Consider the following 15820-nt stretch of genomic DNA (forward strand, 5'->3'; position numbering starts at 1 on the left):
GCCTAGGCCATCTCCGGCCTTAGGCCCACCGCCGTGCGATCGATGATCTCGCGCAAGGCGAAGGACGAGTTGATCTTCGTCACATGCGGCATGGCGGACAGCCACTCCTTGTGGATGCGCTCATAGTCGGCGAGGTCCTTCGCCGCGATGCGCAGGATGTAGTCGTATTCGCCCGACATCAAATGGCAAGAAAGCACGTTCGGGCAGCGCTTGATCGCCGCCTCGAAGTCCGACAGCGTCTTCTCGAACTGCCCCGACAGCGATATATGCACGATCGCCGTCATCTGATGGCCGAGCGCGGCGTTGGAAAGCCGCGCATGATAGCCGCGGATGGTTCCGGATTTCTCCAGATTGTCGAGCCTGCGCGAGCACGCCGACTGCGACAGCCCGACCTTCTCGGCAAGCGCCGCATTGGGGATCCGGCCATCCTTCTGCAAAGCTTCCAGAATGGCGATATCAATCCTATCGAGCGACATTTTTCGTGGTTCCTGCGAACATATGGGTATTTCGCGCAACGATTATCGAAGACTCGACGCTACCGCAAGCGCATTCGCAAACACATACGGAACGATTCATGCTTCACTGCGTCTCATGCATGTCGCCCAAGACTGCGAGGTGGTTTTGGGCCTAACGGCATGCCCGGAAATAACAGGGAGAGCGCCCTTTCAAGGGCCGGACAGGAGAAGAAAATGCGCGTCGGCTGCCCCAAGGAAATCAAGAACCACGAATATCGCGTCGGCCTGACGCCCGGCTCGGTCCGCGAATATGTCGCGCATGGCCATGAGGTGCTGGTCGAGACCGGCGCCGGTGCCGGCATCGGTGCCGACGATAACGCCTATCGCGCCGCCGGCGCCACCATCGCCAAGACGGCCGCCGACGTGTTCGCCAAGTCGGACATGATCGTCAAGGTCAAGGAGCCGCAGCCCAACGAATGGGTCCAGCTCCGCGACGGCCAGATCCTCTACACCTATCTCCACCTTGCTCCGGATCCGGAGCAGACCAAGGGCCTGCTGGCGTCCGGCGTCACCGCTGTCGCCTATGAGACGGTGACCGACGACCGTGGCGGCCTGCCGCTGCTCGCGCCGATGTCGGAAGTCGCCGGCCGCCTGTCGATCCAGGCTGGCGCCACCGCGCTGCAGAAGGCCAATGGCGGCCGCGGCGTGCTGCTTGGCGGCGTTCCCGGCGTGCTGCCGGGCAAGGTGACGGTGCTGGGCGGCGGCGTCGTCGGCCTGCATGCGGCGAAGATGGCCGCCGGCCTCGGCGCCGACGTTACCATAATCGACCGCTCGATCCCGCGCCTGCGCCAGCTCGACGACATTTTTGGCGGCCGCGTCCATACGCGTTACTCGACCGTCGAGGCGCTTGAAGAAGAGTGCTTCTCGGCCGACATCGTCGTCGGCGCGGTGCTGATCCCGGGCGCCGCCGCACCCAAGCTCGTCACCCGCGAAATGCTCTCCGGCATGAAGAAGGGCTCGGTGCTCGTCGACGTCGCCATCGACCAGGGCGGCTGCTTCGAGACCTCGCATGCCACGACGCATGCCGAGCCGACCTACGAGGTCGACGGCGTGATCCACTATTGCGTCGCCAACATGCCGGGCGCCGTGCCGGTCACCTCCGCGCATGCGCTCAACAACGCGACGCTGCACCACGGCCTGCAGCTTGCCGACAAGGGCCTGAAGGCGCTGGTCGACGACCACCACCTGCGCAACGGCCTCAATGTCCACAAGGGCAAGATCACCAACCGCGCCGTCGCCGAAGCGCTCGGCTACGAAATGGTCGAGCCGAAGGCGGTTCTCGCCGCCTGATTTAGAAGAAAACAGCTTCCTCCTGTCGCGCCCGCCGGCCCTTCCGGCGGGCTTTTTCTTTTCTGGTTCTCGCGCGAGAAATCCGGGCAACAAAAAAGCGGAGCCAGAGCCCCGCTTCCTCGGTGTTGCGATGTGCCGCCGGTCCATCCGCGGTCGGCCATCGATCAACGACTATCCTTTTAACGCGGTTATACGACGGCAATGCGACAGCGTTACTGGCGCTCTCTCGACTTCGAAAATGCCGACCCTCCAATATGCGTTGTGTGAAGCGTTTCACATTCGGCGCCGGGGAAAAGTGCCTAGACACGACCGGCCTGCTTGGCGATTTCGCCAATGGCTTCTGTCGCAGGCTTTTTCCCAACTGCCCGCCAGACCATCGGCGGGCATCTTTTTTCCCTCATGCCCGCTCGATCCGGCACTGGTAGCAATTGTTTCGCGCCGAACGGATGTGGATGTAGGCGATGTCGTCGCGTTCGAACAAAGTCTCGGCGCGGGCCGCGATGTCGCCGGTCGCGATGACGGCGCCGCTGCCGTAGACGATGCGGTCGTCTTTGCCATAGCCGCGCACGATGTAGTCGCTGCTCTCGAGCATCTCGGGCAGCGCATCCGCCTCCGCGGCGCGCTCGCATTCCTGCGCATGCAGGAAGATCGGCCCCGTCTCGGCATAAGGCTGAAGTTCCGGGAAAGGCCGGTAGGCGAGGATGAGATAGCCTTGGCCCGCGGCGACATTCTTCATGCAATGCCGGCACGGCACGCCGTCGCCGTCGGAAATCCTTTGCTCAGACGTGCGGCCGTAGGCGTCCGGCCCTCCCCGCTGCAAGGCGCGCACGGCTTCGGTCGGCAAGGCTTTGAACTGGATGCTCATGGCGAAATCTCCGGTGTCGTTGACCGGAAATTATGCCCGCGCGACGGCGCCTCCCACCCGATTCCTGCCAAGCGGACCGCGCGTTGCTCGGAGCGCAATATCGAAATAGTGCGTTATCAGACTCGCCAGGCACGGCACTCCGCGCCAAGATGATCGCAGAAGAAGGCTGTGGCGCGTGGGCGGCTGAGGTCTGGCGATGATCCGAGCATGATCACTGGAGGATGCCTGTGCGGCGCAGTCCGCTACGAGAGCCGCGCGGAGCCCATCACAGCGCGGCTGTGCTGGTGCCGCTTCTGCCAGTACATTGCGGCTGGCAATGCTGCGGTGAGCGTCTGCTTCCTGACAGCGCACATCAAGATCGCCGGCGAGATGCGCGATTACGAAAGCGAGGCCGACAGCGGCAACAGGATGCACCGGCGCTTCTGCCCAGCCTGCGGCGTGCATCTCTTTAGTGAAGCCGAATCGCGCCCGCATCTGATCTTCGTGCGCGCGGGCACACTCGACGATCCGCACGTGATCCGGCCCGCAGCGACGATCTGGACGAGCAAGGCGCCTCCCTGGGCCTGTATCGACACCTCGCTGCCGACCTTCGAGGGCCAGCCGCCGCCGGTGGCGTAGGGGCATCGACGCAGTCGACCGGTTCCTTGCTGCCTAGCTCCGCCCCGAACTATGGCCTCATCACACTCGCCGAGCGCTCGGCGAAGGTCATCGGATGCACGACCTCCTTCTTCTGCGCCACCGGTGTGAAGCCGAGCTTCTGGTAAAGCGGCAGCGCCGCCGGATGGTCGAGCGTGCAGGTCTGCACCGTGACGCGCCTTGGCCCATACGCCCAGGCAGCCGAGATCGCGGCACCCAGGAACCAGCGGCCGATGCCTTGGCCGTGCGCGTGCTCCATCATGCCGAAATAGGCGAGTTCCACTTCGTCCGGCAGATGCGGCTTGAGGTCGAAGAAGCCGGCCGGGGAGCCGTCGAGGTAGAGCACCCTGATGTCGCGGTCCTCGCGATGCAGGCCGGCGGCCAGTTCCTCGTCGCTCAGCCTCAGCACATTGACCCAGTGCCATTTGCGTCCGACGCGATCCATCAGATAGCGGTAGAAATGCAGCGGAACGTCCTTGGTCCTCAGCAGCGCGATCTGGCGGTTGTACGGCAGCGGCGGCGACGCGGCCGGCGGCACATGCATTTCCAGAAATGTGACCGTGACCTCGATATCCTTAGGCACACTATTTTCCATCGCCGTCATTCCTTGCCCGTCACGACAGGCGTGTCGTCGAGCCCGCCCCATTCGGTCCATGAGCCGTCGTAAAGCCTGTTGTCTGTATGGCCAAGCGTCTCCAGCGCCAGCGTGATCGCCGCCGCGGTGATGCCCGATCCGCATGAGGTGACGACCGGCTTCGAAAGATCGATGCCGGCATCCTCGATCACCTTGCGCAAGCGGTCCCCGGGCAACAGCTCGCCATTTTCGGCAAGTGCTGCGACCGGAACATTGTGAGCGCCGGGCATATGGCCGGAACGGACGCCCGGACGCGGTTCCGGGTCGGTTCCGGCGAAACGCCCGGGAGAGCGCGCATCGGCGATCTGGCTTTTCCCGCTTCCGACAATCCGGCGCATCTCGTCGAGGCTGACGACACGGCTTGCGTCGAAATCGGGATAAAAGACGCAAGGCGCTATCCTGGTGTGCTCCGCCGTCACCGGCCGCCCTTCCGCCTTCCAGCGGTCGAGGCCGCCGTTCAGGATGTAGACCTGGAAGACGCCCATGACGCGGAACATCCACCAGGCGCGCGGCGCCGAAAACAGGCCCGGACCGTCATAGACGACAATGGTGTCGTCGGCCGAAACACCCATGGAACCGACATATTGCGCGAAGTACTGGGGCGACGCCAATGTGTGCGGCAGCTTGGAATCCGGGTCCGAAACGGCATCCTGGTCGAGGAAGCGGGCGCCGGGAATATGGGCCGCGACGTATTCGGCGTGAGCGTTGCGGTTCTGCGCCGGCAGGTACCAGGAGGCGTCGATGATGGTGAGCCCAGGCTCGCCCAATCGCTTCTCGAGCCAGTCCGCGTCGACGATAAAGGGGCTGTCCTCGGCCATCTTCCTGCTCCTGCCCGCCTCTCGCGACTTCGTCCGTTCTGGCTCGTCAATTCGCCGGCATCGGCCCGAAGCGAATGCGGAAGCGCCGGTTCTCGCGGCCCTTCTTCTCGATCTTGCCGATGTGGATCTCGCCGACCTCGCCGGTGCTCCTCACGTGGGTGCCGCCGCAGGGCTGGCTGTCGACCGACGCATTCTCGCCGATGCAGACCAGGCGGATCTTGCCGGTGCCGACGGGCGGTCGCACATTCTTCGATTTCACCAGGCTGGGATTGGCGGCCAGTTCCTCGTCGGTGATCAGCCGCGTGAAGATCGCATGGTCGGCGCGCACCAGCTCCATCAGCCTAGCCGTCACGTCCTCCTTGGTAAAGCCGGCATCGGGAATGTCGAAGTCGACGCGGCTATCGTCCTCGGCAACCGCAGCCCCTGTGATCGGAAACGGGCAGACGACGGTGAGCAGATGGCAGGCGGAATGCATGCGCATCAAGAGATACCTGCGTTCCCAATCGACTGCGAGCCTCAGTTTTTCGCCAACCGCCGGCAATGCCTGTTCAGGCGCCGGCACATGGATGATCTCGTCCTTGGTCTCGCCGGTGATGGTGGCGGCGATCGCGACGCGGCCGCCATCGGCGCGTTCGAACATGCCGGTATCGCCGGGCTGTCCGCCCGACGTGGCGTAGAAGATGGTCCGATCAAGAAGAATGCCGCCGCGGTCGTTGATGGCGACGACCTGCGCCTCCGCCGTCTTCAGATAGGCGTCGTCGCGAAACAGCGCTTCGGTTCTGTGCCCCATCACGCCACCTTTTCGAACGGCACCGAGATATCGGCCTTCTCTTCCATCCAGCCCGGCACCGGCAGGTTCTTGCCGCGCAGGAACTCGGGATTGAAGAGCTTCGACTGGTAGCGTGTCCCGTAGTCGGCGAGGATGGTCACGATGGTATGGCCCGGGCCAAGCTCGCGCGCCAGCCGGATGGCGCCGGCGATGTTGATGCCGGTCGAGCCGCCGACGCAGAGACCCTCTTGCTGGATCAGGTCGAAGATGATCGGCAGCGCCTCCTCGTCCGGGATCTGGTAGGAAAAGTCCGGCGTGAAGCCCTCGAGATTGGCGGTGATGCGCCCTTGGCCGATGCCTTCGGTGATCGAGCTGCCGTCAGCCTTCAGTTCACCGCTGGTGTAGAAGCTGTAGAGGGCGGCGCCCAGCGGATCGGCGAGCGCGATCTTGACTTGCCTGCTCTTGCCCTTCAGTCCGATCGCAACGCCGGCGAGCGTGCCGCCGGTGCCGACGGCCGACACGAAGCCGTCGACCTTGCCGCCGGTCTGGGCCCAGATCTCTTCCGCCGTGGTGCGGATATGGCCGTCGCGGTTGGCGACATTGTCGAACTGGTTTGCCCAGATCGCCCCGTTCGGCTCCGACCGCGCCAACTGCTCGGCGAGCCGTCCCGACAGCTTCACGTAATTGTTGGGGTTCTTGTAGGGCACGGCCGGCACTTCGATCAGCTCGGCTCCCAGGATCTTGATCGTGTCCTTTTTCTCCTGGCTCTGCGTATCGGGAATGACGATCACAGTCCGGTAGCCAAGCGCCTTGGCGACCAGCGTCAGGCCGATGCCGGTGTTGCCGGCGGTCCCTTCGACGATGACACCACCCGGCCGCAGCAATCCGCGCTGCTCGGCGTCCCTGATGATGAACAGGCCGGCCCGATCCTTGACAGATTGCCCCGGATTCATGAATTCGGCCTTGCCCAGGATCTCGCAGCCGGTTGCATCCGAAGCCTTGTTGAGCCGGATCAAGGGTGTGTTGCCGATCGCTTCGATCACATTACGGGGCATGAGGATTCCTTTATGCGTGCGGCGAGACCCTAGAAACCGGAGGCTTCGGTTTCAAGGCAAGATTTTGCCTGGTCCAGTCGCATTCCGGATGCTGCAACGCTCCCAATCATTTCGACGATATGCCCAAAAGCGCTCTTTTCATCCGAATTCTACATCGCTAGAGCACTGACCCAGATAATTCGCAGGACTACTTTCAATGACACTCTACCGGGCCAATCCGAAGGACGGTGTCGCCTGGATCACCGGCGGCAGCAGCGGCCTCGGCCGGGCGCTGGCCAAGGATCTCGCAAGGCAGGGTTATACAGTCGCGGTGACGGCGCTGCCGAGCGATCCGGTCGACACGCTGCTGGTCGAGACGGCGCAGATGACCGGCCGTGTAGAATCTTTTCCCTGCGACGTGACCGACGAAGAAGGAATGGCACGGACGGTCGCCGCGATCGAGAAGGACATGGGGCCGATCGTGCTTGCCGTCTTCAACGCCGGCAACTACATCGCCACCCCGGGCGAACACCTTGTGGTGCGCGACTTTCACCGCTCCTTCGCCGTCAATTATTTCGGCATCGTCAACGGCCTGGTGCCCGTGGTCGACTATATGCGCGCGCGGGGGCGCGGGCATGTCGTTCTGGTCGGATCGGTCACTGCCTATTCCGGCTGGCCGACCACCGCGGCCTATGGCGGCACCAAGGCGGCGATCAACATCCTGGCGGAATCGCTGAAATACGACTTCGACAAGATGAACATCCGCATCCAGGTGATGAATCCGGGCTTCGTCGACACGCCGCTGACCGAAAAGAACATGCTGCCGATGCCGGGCCTGATGCCCGTTCACCGGGCGTCGCGCCGCATGGCGCGAGGCATCCGGAAGGGCGGTTTCGAAGTCACCTTCCCGTATCACATTAGCTGGCCCTTGAAGCTGCTCGGTCTGCTGCCGCGGCCCATAGGCCGCCTGGTGATCGGGCTGACCACGAGCTGGTGGGCACGGCCATTGAATTTCGACCGCAAGATGCCCGGCAAGACGGGCACCTCTCCAGACCAGGCGGCATAGACATGCCACCCAAACTGCGCAGCAGGCTTGGGATTGCAACATGCGAAGAAGAATAGCGCGCGTCGCATAGACCCGCTCAGGCGTGCCTTAAGCCGGCAACACTGCGATTGCCTGCCGGCGAATGCGGCCATAGGTTGAGAATTGTTGCTTGGAGTCGGCGATGGGGCGGCGGATCGTGCTTGCGGTACTGGGTCTAGCCGTCATCCTTGTCGCTGGTTTCTTTCTCGGCCCACGTGTGGCGGTTTCTACGACAATCCGCTTCGATCCGTCGGTGATCGGCGACGATCCACAGGCATATCTGGCGCGCGAAGAAGCCGCCGTGCCCAATATCCGCGACGGCTTGGACAAGGAAATCATCTGGGCGAACCCGATGGTTCACGCCAAGACGAAGCTTGCGATCGTCTACATCCATGGCTTTTCGGCCTCGAAAGGCGAGGTGCGCCCGCTGCCGGACGACGTCGCCGACGAATTGGACGCAAACCTCTTCTACACCCGCTTGACCGGTCACGGGCAGGACGGCGCCGCCATGGCCGAGGGCAGCGTCAACGCATGGATCAACGACTATGAAGAGGCTTTAGCCATCGGCCGCGCGATCGGTGACAAGGTGATCGTTATCGCCACCTCGACCGGCGGCTCGCTGGCGACATGGGCGGCGACCCAGCCTGGCGCCTCCGACGGCGTCGCGGCGATCGCGTTCATCTCGCCGAATTTCGGCGTCAAGGCGTCCGGCGCCGAACTCCTGACCATGCCTTGGGGTAAACAGATCGCCGAGATCGTCGGCGGCAAGGAGCGCAGCTTTCCGCCGCGCAACCCGCTACACGAAAAATTCTGGACCACCAAATATCCGATGGCGGCGACGCTGCCGATGGCCGCGCTCACCGATCTCGCCTATGGCGCGCCGGTCGAGAAGGCAACCATCCCTGCCCTGTTCATCTTCTCGGATGCCGACAAGGTGGTGCGGCCGGACCGCACGCGCGAGATCGCCGGCCGCTGGGGTGGCCCGCACGAACTGGTGCCGGTCGACGATACCGGCGACCCGGACAACCACGTCATTGCGGGCGATGCGCTGTCACCGCAGACCACGGCCTTTCTCACCGAGCGTATCGTGGTCTGGGTGAAGGCGCTCATGCAGCAATCAAGCCAGTGAAATTGGAAACGGCCGGAGTAACACTCCGGCCGTCCGTGCCCATTTTCCATCAGGCGTTGGTAGAGACTTAAGCCGCGCGGTTCGCCGGCCGCTTGCCGCCGAAACGACGCTTGTTGTTGCCCTTGAAGCGCTTGAAGCCATCAGGCTTGCGCTCGCCATTCGGCTTCGCGCCTGCCGGACGTTCGCCTTGCGGCTTCGGCGCGAATTGCCGCTCGCCGCTGGGCTGGCCGCCGAAGCGCTTCTTGCCATTGTTGCCGCTGCCGGGGCGACGGCCATCGCGGCGGCCGCCGTGATGCTCCCGATCGTTGGCCGGCTCGAAATGGCGCTCGGTCTTTTCCTTCGGATCGCGCTGCGGATCAGGGCTGCCAAGATGATCGGCGATGACCGGCAGCCGCATGCGGATGATGCGCTCCACCTGCCTCAGCTTGCCGTTCTCCGACGGATCGCAAAGCGTGATCGCGATGCCGTCGCGGCCGTTGCGGCCAGTGCGGCCGATGCGGTGGACATAGCTTTCCGCTTCATCCGGCAGGTCGAAGTTCACGACATGGCTGATGCCGGGCACGTCGATGCCGCGCGCGGCGATGTCGGTCGCCACCAGGATGCGCACCGATCCGTCGCGGAAATCGTTGAGCGCCTTCTGGCGCGCGTTCTGCGACTTGTTGCCGTGGATGACGGCGGCGTTGAAGCCGTCGCGGGCAAGGTCCTTGGTGACGCGGTCGGCGCCGTGCTTGGTGCGCGAGAACACGATCACCGAGCGCATCGCCTCGTCGGCCAGCATCTTGGACAGCACCTGGCGCTTCTGCTTGGTGCGGGCCAGCACCACGCTCTGCACGATCTCGGCCGCGGTCGTGCTCTGCGGCGCGACCTCGATACGAACCGGGTCCTTCAGCAGGCCCTTGGCGAGTTCGGCGATTTCGTTCGGCAGCGTCGCAGAGAACAACGCGGTCTGGCGGTCGGGCGCGGTCGCCTTGGCGATGCGCTTGACGTCGTTGATGAAGCCCATGTCGAGCATGCGGTCGCCCTCGTCGAGCACCAGCCATTTGGTGTCGGCAAGGATGAGATCGCCCTCGCGCACGAGGTCGGTCAGGCGGCCGGGCGTGGCGATCAGGATATCGACGCCGGGCGCCACCTTTTTCACCTGGCTGTAGCGGGAGACACCGCCGAGCACGAGCGCGGTCGAGATATGCGCGCCCTTGGCGAGCAGCTTGATCGTGTCCTCGATCTGCACGGCGAGCTCGCGCGTCGGCGCCAGGATCAGCGCGCGCGCCGTCTTCGGCCGGCGCTTGGTGCCGAGCCCGATGATCTTCGACAGGATCGGCAGGGCGAAAGCCGCCGTCTTGCCCGAACCGGTCTGGGCGATGCCGAATATGTCGCGGCCTTCGAGCTGCGGCGGGATTGCCTGCATCTGGATCGGCTTCGGATCGATGAAGCCCGCGGCGTTCGCGGCCTTGAGCAGCGCGCCGGTGATTCCTAGGGTGGCGAAACCGTTCTGTTCCGCCTGGTTTTCGTTGGTCAAAATAATCTTCTTTCACGCGGCTCGATGCCGCAAACAGCGATGGCGGCAGGGCGCAACCTGCCGGCGAAAATTGTCAGGAAACGACAAGGCGGCGGACGGAAGCGTCCGCGCGGCTGCGCTGTCGTGCCCGCGAGCTTCATGCTCCGGGGCTCTTTCGCCACCTTGTCGACTGCCGGACAGAGAGGCCGACTTGCCGGAAAGAGGGAAAACAGACGCAACCAGTCTCATGCGTGGAGAAAGCCGGACAAACCGGCCCAAGCGCCTATGCCGCCGCATATGGCCGAGTCCGGCCTGAAATGCAAGGGGTGATGTTGCAATGCAACAAGAACAGGGTGCTTGCGCTCCCCCGCCCTCCCGATTACCACAAATCACCTTTCCTTTTTGGGGGCAGCGATGAAAGACGTGCTGAAGGAACTCGAGCGCCGCCGTGAGATCGCCCGCATGGGCGGCGGCAAGGAGCGGATCGAGGCCCAGCACAAGAAGGGCAAGCTCACCGCCCGCGAGCGCATCGAGGTGTTCCTCGACGAAGGATCGTTCGAGGAGTTCGACATGTATGTCGAGCACCGCTCCACCGACTTCGGCATGGAGAAGACCAAGATCGCCGGCGACGGCGTGGTGACCGGCTGGGGCACGGTAAACGGCAGGCCGGTGTATCTCTTCGCCAAGGATTTCACCGTCTTCGGCGGCTCGCTGTCGGAGGCGCATGCCGAGAAAGTGGTCAAGGTTCAGGAGATGGCGCTGCGCAACCGCGCGCCGATCATCGGCCTCTACGACGCCGGCGGCGCCCGCATCCAGGAAGGCGTGGCCGCACTTGGCGGTTACGCCGAGATTTTTCAGCGCAACGTGCTTGCCTCCGGCGTCATTCCGCAGATTTCGTTGATCATGGGGCCCTGCGCCGGCGGCGATGTCTATTCGCCGGCCATGACCGACTTCATCTTCATGGTGCGCGACACCTCCTATATGTTCGTCACCGGCCCGGACGTGGTGAAGACGGTGACCAACGAGACGGTGACGGCCGAGAGCCTCGGCGGCGCCACGGTGCACACGACCAGATCCTCCATCGCCGACGGCGCCTATGACAACGACGTCGAGGCGCTTCTGCAGATGCGCCGCCTGATCGATCTTCTGCCGGCTTCCAACACCGCCGAGATTCCAGAGATCGAATGCTACCAGTCCGTGATGGACTATGACATGTCGCTCGACCGGCTGGTCCCCGACAACGCCAACAAGCCCTATGACATAAAGGAACTGATCCTGAAGGTTGCCGACGAAGGCGACTTCTTCGAGATCCAGGCGAGTTTCGCCAAGAACATCGTCACCGGCTTCGGCCGCGTCGACGGCCGAACCGTCGGTTTCGTCGCCAACCAGCCGATGGTGCTGGCCGGCGTGCTGGATTCAGACGCCAGCCGAAAGGCGGCGCGCTTCGTGCGCTTCTGCGACTGCTTCTCGATCCCGATCGTGACTTTCGTCGACGTTCCGGGCTTCCTGCCCGGCACGGCGCAGGAATATGGCGGGCTGATCAAGCATGGCGCCAAGCTGCTCTTCGCCTATGCGGAGGCGACCGTGCCGAAGATCACGGTGATCACCCGCAAGGCCTATGGCGGCGCCTATGACGTCATGGCGTCGAAGCACCTGCGCGGCGACATGAACTATGCCTGGCCGACGGCGCAGATCGCGGTGATGGGGGCGAGAGGCGCGGTCGAGATCATCTACCGCAAGGACATCGGCAACGCGGAAAAGATCGCCGCCCACACAAAGACCTACGAGGATCGCTTCCTGTCGCCCTTCGTCGCGGCCGAGCGCGGCTATGTCGACGAGGTGATCATGCCGCACTCGACCCGCCGCCGTATCGCGCGAGCGCTGCGCATGCTGCGCAACAAGGACATGCAGAACCCCTGGAAGAAGCACGACAACATCCCGCTGTGAGGGATGGTCCTATTCGTAGTTTTCGTAGGATTTTTCCTCGATGATCGCGGAACTCAGCAGCAGGTTTATCTCCCGCTTCAGCGCGGCGCGACGATCGTTCGTCCGATAGACGCCGCGGGCGAGTTCAATGAAACGGTCGCCGAAACGCTTGTTGAGTTCCTCCACGCGGATATCGTCCTCGATAACCCAGAGCGCCTGATTGACGGCCTTCAGGTCCGCGTAAAGACCCGCCAACGCCTCCGATGCCGGAATGTGCTCGTCGCGAACATGGGACAATTGCTCCAGTTCGTGCAGGACGTTGGCGCGCTTGGCCGCGTCGGCAATGCTTGCCGCCTTGATCTCGAGGATCGATATCTTGTCCAGCAATTCGCCGGGGGCGATCTCGACGAGTATGGGGCGGACCATGCAAATTGTCCTTTTCCGGAGAGCCTTGTCAAACATTAGCGGCGGGGAATATGGACCTCGCCGGATAGAGTAGCGGCAATAGGCAGCCGAAACGAGCGAAGTCAATCTGCCGGACAGCGGCGGCGCCTCGGCTCGATAGAATTGAAAGGTATATCTGTTGGATCCAATTCTCCTGGTCGGCTTTCCGGCGGTCGGCGATTTCGTCCGCTGTCATTCGGCCATCCGCATCCTCGCGAAGCGGTTCCCCGACTGTCCGATCGATGTTGTGACATCGCCCGGCAACGTAGCTTTCGCCCGATTCATGCCGCATGTCCGCAAAGCCTGGGCGCTCAATAGGCGGCCTATGCAGTTGGGCTTGGCGGCCCGCCGCAATCTCGCTGGCGAGCTCCGCAAAGAGAACTATGGCTCGGCCTATCTCATGACAAGCACGATCAAAGCAGCCTTGATACCGTTCATGGCCGGCATACCGGAGCGGATCGGCTACCCGCAGGAGCTGCAGTTCGGTTTGGTCAACCGCCTGCCGGCGGACTGGCTGCGCCATTTGTGGGCGTTCGGCCCGCGCAAGACACGCCTCTATGAAGAGGTGTGCTCCATCGTCACGCTGGGTGCGAAGCCGATGGCCAATGTCGATTGGCCGGCGCCGCAGTTGATCATTCCCGCCGCGGAACTGGATGACTGGCGCAGCCGTGCCGGTGTCGAAGCCGACAGGCCGGCTCTGGCGATTTTTACCGGCGATATGGAAAGCCCCCGATCGTGGCCGATGGAGCGCTTCATCTCGATCGCGAAAGACTATTCCAATCGGGGCTGGGCCGTGTGGATCGTCGGGGGCCCTCGCGAACGCGATGCCGCGAACCGGATTCGCGCCGAGGTGCCACATGCGGTCGATTTCACCACCACGCCGCTGATCGATGTGATGTATCAACTGGGCGCGTCAGCGCTGTTCCTTGGCGTCAACGGCGGCATGTCCCACGCCGCCGCAGCGTTGAACATTCCGTGTGTGCTCATTTTCGGCTCGAATCTCTCATACCTCCACGCGCCGGTGAATGAGCACGTTCGCCTTCTCGAGCCGCCCATTTCGACCCCCAGCTGGATCGAGGACACGTTGGGTGTGAGCGAAGAAAGAGTACGCGAGGCCCTGGCCGGCGCTCTTGAAGAGGCACGCCACCCGCAAAGCGCATGACGCCCCCCCATGCTTGGCGGCGCTAGGCGTGTCGGACGGGCGTGAAGCCGAAGCCCTCGGCATCGAGCGCGCGCAGATCGACAATGGTGACCGGACGATCGGCGGCACCGCCTTCGCAACGGACCCGGCCATGGCGAGGGCAGCCAAAAGGAAAACCAGCCGCTTCATCCGGTGGCGCTCTCCACCAGTTCGCGCAACACCGGCAGCATGGCCAGCGGCATGTCCTCGGCGATCAGCCCAGGACCGAACCGGCTGCCGGCTTCGGCATGTATCCAGACACCCGCGCAGGCCGCTTCGAAGGCCGGCATGCCCTGTGCCAAGAACCCCGCGACGATTCCCGCCAGCACATCGCCCGAGCCGGCGGTGGCAAGCCAAGGCGCTCCATTGCTGTTGATGACGGCGCGTCCATCTGGCGCGGCGATAACAGTGTCGGCGCCTTTGTAGACGATGACGGCATTGGCACGCGCCGCCGCCGCGCGCGCCTTGGCCAGTTTGGAGAGCGCCTTGTCGTTCGCGACGTCAGGGAACAGCCGGGCGAACTCACCCTCATGCGGCGTCATCACCAGCGCCGGCGCCGCGGACTTGCCGGCGGCCTGGAACAGCGTCTCGGGCTCGTCGCGGAACGAGGTGATGCCGTCTGCGTCGAGCACCAACCCTTCAATGGCTGTGTCCTGTCCCTGCCCTGCATCGAGCAGCGCGAGGACAAAATCGCGCGCTTTTTCGCCGACACCGAAACCCGGACCGAGCACGAAGGACGAGGGGCGGCGATCGGTGAGGAACGCGCCGAGATCGGCAACCGCATCGACCTTGCGCAGCATGATCGAGGTCAGATGCGCCGCGTTCACCTGCATGGCGTTGGCCGGCGACAGCACAGTCACCGCCCCTGCCCCGCTTCTCGCGGCGGCAAGTGCCGACAGCCGGGCAGCACCCGTCGCCGACGGTCCGCCGGAAAAAACGCTCGCGTGGCCTCGCCTGTATTTATGCGTATCGACAGCCGGGGCCGGAAAGCCTGCCAGCCAAAGCGCCGGTCCGTTCTCGAAGGTTCGAGGCGCGATTTGAGCGATGATCCCGTCACCGATGCCGATGTCGGCAAGCACGATCTCGCCGCACATCTCACGCCCCGGCAAAAGCAGATGCCCCGGCTTCTTTCGCGCGAAGGTCACGGTTATGGCTGCGCGAAATGCGCAGCCGAGAATGGCCCCGCTCTCGCCGGCAACGCCGGAAGGCAGATCTATGGCGACGACTGGCAAGCGGAGATCCGTCACGATCCGGACCGCCCTGGCGGCATCGCCCGACAGCGGCTTGGACAGCCCCGCCCCATAGAGTGCGACGACCACGAGCGAGCCGGGCTCGGCAGTGAAGGCAGACAGCGGCCGGCGCTCGAGCGGGCAGTCGGCCGCGGCGAGCGCGGCGTCACTGCCTGGCCGCGGCTCGCCCGACACCCACAACGCGACGTCGACGCCACTTTCCTGAAGCAGTCGCGCCACGACGTAGCCGTCGCCGCCATTGTTGCCGGGACCGCACAGCACGTGCACCCGCGTCGCCGCCGGGTTGCGCGCCAGCACGACGGCCGCGACCGCCTCACCGGCACGGCGCATCAACCCGTAACCGTCGAGCGGACCTTCCGCGATCGCCAGGCGGTCGGCCTCGGCCATCTCGGCCGGCGAAAGAAGTTCATTGCGCATGGGATTGCCGATCTCCATCCGATCAAGCATTGTCCGATTTGCGGTTCGACGCAAACAGCGACGGCTGACTATCACCGGAAAGCGGTGGCGCCCGGAGGGGAATCTGCCTGCAAAATACGCTATCTGCCCAAATTTTGCGCAGACGGATGGAGGAGCGATGTATAGGCTTTGGGCGTCGATGACGCATCCGATGCGGCGGATGACGCGAATTTACATCCGGGTGCGGCATGGCATCTGAATCGCCCGATACCGTCTCCAACCTCCGGGAATTGGCACGCTTCGTGCTTGATGGAGGCGCAAGCGGGGTACACAACCCGTCTCTTTGGCAGTGGAG

General features: G+C 63.9%; 15 protein-coding genes. 6 read left to right on the plus strand and 9 right to left on the minus strand.

Translation table 11 applies throughout. The features are described from left to right. Positions 1-2: 2 nt before the first annotated feature. Complete coding sequence (locus EJ070_RS26860) at positions 3-476, minus strand: Lrp/AsnC family transcriptional regulator (protein WP_126094071.1); 474 nt, start codon at positions 474-476, stop codon at positions 3-5. A gap of 213 nt (positions 477-689) precedes the next feature. Between EJ070_RS26860 and ald the strand changes: the two genes are divergently transcribed. Further along, a complete protein-coding gene (ald, locus tag EJ070_RS26865) occupies positions 690-1805 on the plus strand; it encodes an alanine dehydrogenase (protein WP_126094072.1) in 1116 nt (371 codons plus the stop codon). Between the two features lie 397 nt (positions 1806-2202). Here the strand turns inward: ald and EJ070_RS26870 are convergent, their stop codons facing one another. Next, positions 2203-2670: a DUF1203 domain-containing protein gene (locus EJ070_RS26870; RefSeq protein ID WP_126094073.1), complete on the minus strand. Its 468-nt coding sequence runs from the start codon at positions 2668-2670 to the stop codon at positions 2203-2205. A gap of 207 nt (positions 2671-2877) precedes the next feature. Between EJ070_RS26870 and EJ070_RS26875 the strand changes: the two genes are divergently transcribed. Continuing rightward, entirely contained in the window at positions 2878-3288 is a 411-nt protein-coding gene (locus tag EJ070_RS26875) for a GFA family protein (protein ID WP_126094074.1), read from the plus strand. Positions 3289-3337: 49 nt separating this feature from the next. On the opposite strand, the gene EJ070_RS26880 is transcribed toward EJ070_RS26875, so the two are convergent. Genes EJ070_RS26880 through EJ070_RS26895 form a run of 4 tightly spaced genes read right to left on the minus strand, consistent with a single transcriptional unit; the run spans position 3338 to position 6582 of the window. Further along, positions 3338-3901, minus strand: a complete 564-nt coding sequence (locus EJ070_RS26880) for a GNAT family N-acetyltransferase (protein ID WP_126094075.1) — start codon at positions 3899-3901, stop codon at positions 3338-3340. A gap of 5 nt (positions 3902-3906) precedes the next feature. Next, positions 3907-4758, minus strand: a complete 852-nt coding sequence (sseA, locus tag EJ070_RS26885) for a 3-mercaptopyruvate sulfurtransferase (protein ID WP_126094076.1) — start codon at positions 4756-4758, stop codon at positions 3907-3909. A gap of 46 nt (positions 4759-4804) precedes the next feature. Continuing rightward, positions 4805-5548, minus strand: a complete 744-nt coding sequence (locus EJ070_RS26890; protein WP_126094077.1) for an alanyl-tRNA editing protein — start codon at positions 5546-5548, stop codon at positions 4805-4807. Then, entirely contained in the window at positions 5548-6582 is a 1035-nt protein-coding gene (locus EJ070_RS26895; RefSeq protein ID WP_126094078.1) for a cysteine synthase A, read from the minus strand. The genes EJ070_RS26890 and EJ070_RS26895 overlap by 1 nt, the downstream gene beginning before the upstream one ends. A 196-nt stretch (positions 6583-6778) precedes the next feature. On the opposite strand from EJ070_RS26895, the gene EJ070_RS26900 reads away from it, so the two are divergent. Both EJ070_RS26900 and EJ070_RS26905 read left to right on the plus strand, forming a co-directional pair. Next, complete coding sequence (locus EJ070_RS26900; protein ID WP_126094079.1) at positions 6779-7627, plus strand: SDR family oxidoreductase; 849 nt, start codon at positions 6779-6781, stop codon at positions 7625-7627. A 160-nt stretch (positions 7628-7787) separates the two neighbouring features. Continuing rightward, positions 7788-8774 carry an alpha/beta fold hydrolase gene (locus EJ070_RS26905; RefSeq protein ID WP_126094080.1) on the plus strand — a complete coding sequence of 329 codons (987 nt, stop codon included), beginning with the start codon at positions 7788-7790 and terminating at the stop codon, positions 8772-8774. Positions 8775-8841: 67 nt separating this feature from the next. Here the strand turns inward: EJ070_RS26905 and EJ070_RS26910 are convergent, their stop codons facing one another. Next, the gene (locus EJ070_RS26910; RefSeq protein ID WP_126094081.1) at positions 8842-10290 is read right to left on the minus strand and encodes a DEAD/DEAH box helicase; all 1449 of its coding nucleotides are present in this window, start codon (positions 10288-10290) and stop codon (positions 8842-8844) included. Positions 10291-10683: 393 nt separating this feature from the next. Here EJ070_RS26910 and EJ070_RS26915 point away from each other — a divergent pair, with 393 nt between their 5' ends. Beyond that, entirely contained in the window at positions 10684-12216 is a 1533-nt protein-coding gene (locus EJ070_RS26915; RefSeq protein WP_126094082.1) for an acyl-CoA carboxylase subunit beta, read from the plus strand. 9 nt (positions 12217-12225) lie between these two features. Here EJ070_RS26915 and EJ070_RS26920 read toward each other — a convergent pair whose 3' ends face one another. Then, positions 12226-12621: a DUF6165 family protein gene (locus EJ070_RS26920; protein WP_126094083.1), complete on the minus strand. Its 396-nt coding sequence runs from the start codon at positions 12619-12621 to the stop codon at positions 12226-12228. A 157-nt stretch (positions 12622-12778) separates the two neighbouring features. Here EJ070_RS26920 and waaF point away from each other — a divergent pair, with 157 nt between their 5' ends. After that, a complete protein-coding gene (gene waaF / locus EJ070_RS26925; RefSeq protein WP_126094084.1) occupies positions 12779-13801 on the plus strand; it encodes a lipopolysaccharide heptosyltransferase II in 1023 nt (340 codons plus the stop codon). A gap of 164 nt (positions 13802-13965) precedes the next feature. Here waaF and EJ070_RS26930 read toward each other — a convergent pair whose 3' ends face one another. Beyond that, positions 13966-15486 (minus strand): NAD(P)H-hydrate dehydratase, encoded by a 1521-nt coding sequence (locus tag EJ070_RS26930; protein ID WP_126094085.1) that lies wholly within the window; start codon positions 15484-15486, stop codon positions 13966-13968. Between the last annotated feature and the right edge of the window lie 334 nt (positions 15487-15820).

Origin of the sequence: Mesorhizobium sp. M1E.F.Ca.ET.045.02.1.1, from assembly GCF_003952485.1 — a bacterium.
In the GTDB taxonomy this organism is placed as follows: Bacteria; Pseudomonadota; Alphaproteobacteria; order Rhizobiales; family Rhizobiaceae; genus Mesorhizobium.

Bases quoted from the DNA above. Each gene is read 5' to 3' on its own strand.
- EJ070_RS26860 (WP_126094071.1), bottom strand. From the start codon at position 476: ATGTCGCTCGATAGGATTGATATCGCCATTCTGGAAGCTTTGCAGAAG.
- ald (WP_126094072.1), top strand. From the start codon at position 690: ATGCGCGTCGGCTGCCCCAAGGAAATCAAGAACCACGAATATCGCGTC.
- EJ070_RS26870 (WP_126094073.1), bottom strand. From the start codon at position 2,670: ATGAGCATCCAGTTCAAAGCCTTGCCGACCGAAGCCGTGCGCGCCTTG.
- EJ070_RS26875 (WP_126094074.1), top strand. From the start codon at position 2,878: ATGATCACTGGAGGATGCCTGTGCGGCGCAGTCCGCTACGAGAGCCGC.
- EJ070_RS26880 (WP_126094075.1), bottom strand. From the start codon at position 3,901: ATGGAAAATAGTGTGCCTAAGGATATCGAGGTCACGGTCACATTTCTG.
- sseA (WP_126094076.1), bottom strand. From the start codon at position 4,758: ATGGCCGAGGACAGCCCCTTTATCGTCGACGCGGACTGGCTCGAGAAG.
- EJ070_RS26890 (WP_126094077.1), bottom strand. From the start codon at position 5,548: ATGGGGCACAGAACCGAAGCGCTGTTTCGCGACGACGCCTATCTGAAG.
- EJ070_RS26895 (WP_126094078.1), bottom strand. From the start codon at position 6,582: ATGCCCCGTAATGTGATCGAAGCGATCGGCAACACACCCTTGATCCGG.
- EJ070_RS26900 (WP_126094079.1), top strand. From the start codon at position 6,779: ATGACACTCTACCGGGCCAATCCGAAGGACGGTGTCGCCTGGATCACC.
- EJ070_RS26905 (WP_126094080.1), top strand. From the start codon at position 7,788: ATGGGGCGGCGGATCGTGCTTGCGGTACTGGGTCTAGCCGTCATCCTT.
- EJ070_RS26915 (WP_126094082.1), top strand. From the start codon at position 10,684: ATGAAAGACGTGCTGAAGGAACTCGAGCGCCGCCGTGAGATCGCCCGC.
- EJ070_RS26920 (WP_126094083.1), bottom strand. From the start codon at position 12,621: ATGGTCCGCCCCATACTCGTCGAGATCGCCCCCGGCGAATTGCTGGAC.
- EJ070_RS26930 (WP_126094085.1), bottom strand. From the start codon at position 15,486: ATGCGCAATGAACTTCTTTCGCCGGCCGAGATGGCCGAGGCCGACCGC.